The following is a 2,275-nucleotide window of genomic DNA, read 5'->3' on the forward strand; positions in this document are numbered from 1 at the left end:
TTTGTGTCACCAACGAATACATTATGGAAAGCCCTAGTGATTTGCTTGAGCCGTGATACTTGGAAACTTGTACGTCCGGTTCTGAGGGGGGAAAGGGACAGCGATGTCCCCGCCCTACCCGACTCATACACAAAAACAAAGAAGTGGTAGAAGAATGTCAGAGAATTATAGAAACATGGTTAGAAGACATTGACCTGGAATTAAAACCAAATAAAACAAAATTGGTTCACACTACAGAAGGGTTTGACTTCCTCGGTTTTAACATCAGGCAATACCCGGTAGGAAAAAATCAATCCAAACAAGGTTTTAAAACCCTCATCAAACCATCAAAGAAAAGAGTGAACGAGCATTGGGAGCAGCTATCTAAGGAAATAGATAAATACAAAGCTGCCCCCCAAGAAGCCCTAATCAGGCGTCTTAGACCCATTATAAAAGGATGGTGTAACTACAACCGCTCAGCGGTAAGTAACGAAACATTCAAAGGTCTGGATAACAGGCTCTGGAACAAACTTCAAAGATGGGGATATAGGAGACACCCTAACAAATCCAAAACCTGGGTAAATAAAAAGTACTGGGGGACTAGGACTGAAAAACCTAAGAACCAATGGGATACACCTAAAGTGGATAACTGGATATTTAGGACATCGGAGGATAACTACCTACCGAAACACGCAAAGACAAAAATAGTCAGACACGTAAAAGTCAAAGAATCCAGAAGTACATTTGACGGCGACCTAGCGTACTGGGGAAACCGCATGGTAAACCACCCAGAAATGTCAAGCCAGAAGGGAAAACTTCTGAAAAGACAAAAAGGAAAGTGCGCCCACTGCGGTCTAACCTTCAGGTATGGAGATGTGATGGAAACGCACCACATAATACCACGCTCACAAGGTGGAAACGACCAACTCAAAAACCTTGAGCTACTCCACCTTCATTGCCATGATGAAAAACATAGAATCATGGAGAATCTAGATGAGAATCCTTTCTAATGTAGAGGTACCACTGACAAGAGATTCCGTCGCGAGGAGCCGGATGAAGGGAAACTTTCACGTCCGGTTTTGGAGACGAGTCAGAGGGGTGACCCAATGGCTTAGTTTAATTACCGAGCAACCGAAGCAGTGGCTGGTGTTGGTAAGAAGCCCGCGTTGTCCCGTTAGGGCAACGTCGGGAGTATGTCACAGTAAAGTGGGAATGTTTTGATAGTATCCTCAGGACTTGATACTTAATACTTCATCTTATCTTAGACAACAGATGCCTTGGCAATTTCCTCAAAGACTAACCCAATCCCTAGGAGCAATCATAATTCTCCTAGGTTGTATGGTAGCAGTTGGCAAGCTACAGCAACCCCAACTCAATGCCCTCAAACAAAGCGCCAAAAACATCTCACCCGCAGACCTCCAGCGAGACGTAGAAGCAACACAAGTGTATCTCAATCTGCTTAAGAGACTACCTACATTTGGCTTCGATAATGTATTAGCTGACTGGGTATTTTTGAATTTCCTTCAATACTTTGGTGATCAAGACGCTCGCCGAATTACTAGCTATCAGCTTAGCCCAGAGTACTTTGACATTATTATCAACCGAGACCCCAAATTTTTAAAAGCCTATTTCTTTCTATCTAGCAGTAGTTCCTTATATGCAGGAATGCCAGAAAAATCCGTTGCCTTAATGGAAAAAGGACTCCAGTCACTATCCCCTAAAGTTCCCCCTCAGTCTTATTATGTGTGGCGTTACAAAGGAATTGATGAATTGTTATTTTTGGGTGACCCTAAAGCCGCCCAACAATCCTTTGACAAATCAGCCGATTGGGCAAGTCAATCCCCTGATGAACAAAGTCAAAACGTTGCTGAAATTTCCCGCAACACTGCTGAATTTATAAGGCGCAATCCTACTAGTAAGATAGCTCAAGTCAGTGCTTGGTCAATGGTTTTAAATAACTCCCCTGACCCTCGCACTAGTAAAATAGCCATTAGTAGAATTGAAGCCCTAGGTGGTAAAGTGATTATCACACCAGAAGGAGCAGTGCAAATTAAAATGCCCCAGACAGATTAATAGTGTTTGTGGTTTAAGGTTAGAAGGTTTAAGGTTAGAAGGTTTAAGGTTAGAAGGTTTAAGGTTGACGAGTCGGAGATCGCCATTACCCATTAGCCATTGGTGACAAGTTAAGCAAAAGAGCAATTTGTCAAGTACTTTCCAGAAATTGCTGTATCCTTTACTAGGTAAACTATTCAGTGCGATCGCTAACCCCAAACTGTGCGATCGCTAACCCCAAACT

2 protein-coding genes are annotated in these 2,275 nt (G+C 42.9%); both read left to right on the forward strand.

What is annotated here, in order from left to right; genetic code table 11:
* The first annotated feature begins 143 nt into the window (after positions 1 to 143).
* Complete coding sequence (locus F6K52_RS35495) at positions 144 to 989, forward strand: group II intron maturase-specific domain-containing protein (protein WP_293089775.1); 846 nt, start codon at positions 144 to 146, stop codon at positions 987 to 989.
* A gap of 262 nt (positions 990 to 1,251) precedes the next feature.
* Positions 1,252 to 2,052 carry a hypothetical protein gene (locus F6K52_RS35500; protein ID WP_293089777.1) on the forward strand — a complete coding sequence of 267 codons (801 nt, stop codon included), beginning with the start codon at positions 1,252 to 1,254 and terminating at the stop codon, positions 2,050 to 2,052.
* The last annotated feature ends 223 nt before the right edge of the window (positions 2,053 to 2,275 follow it).

Origin of the sequence: Moorena sp. SIO3H5, from assembly GCF_010692395.1 — a bacterium.
Classification (GTDB): Bacteria; Cyanobacteriota; Cyanobacteriia; order Cyanobacteriales; family Coleofasciculaceae; genus Moorena.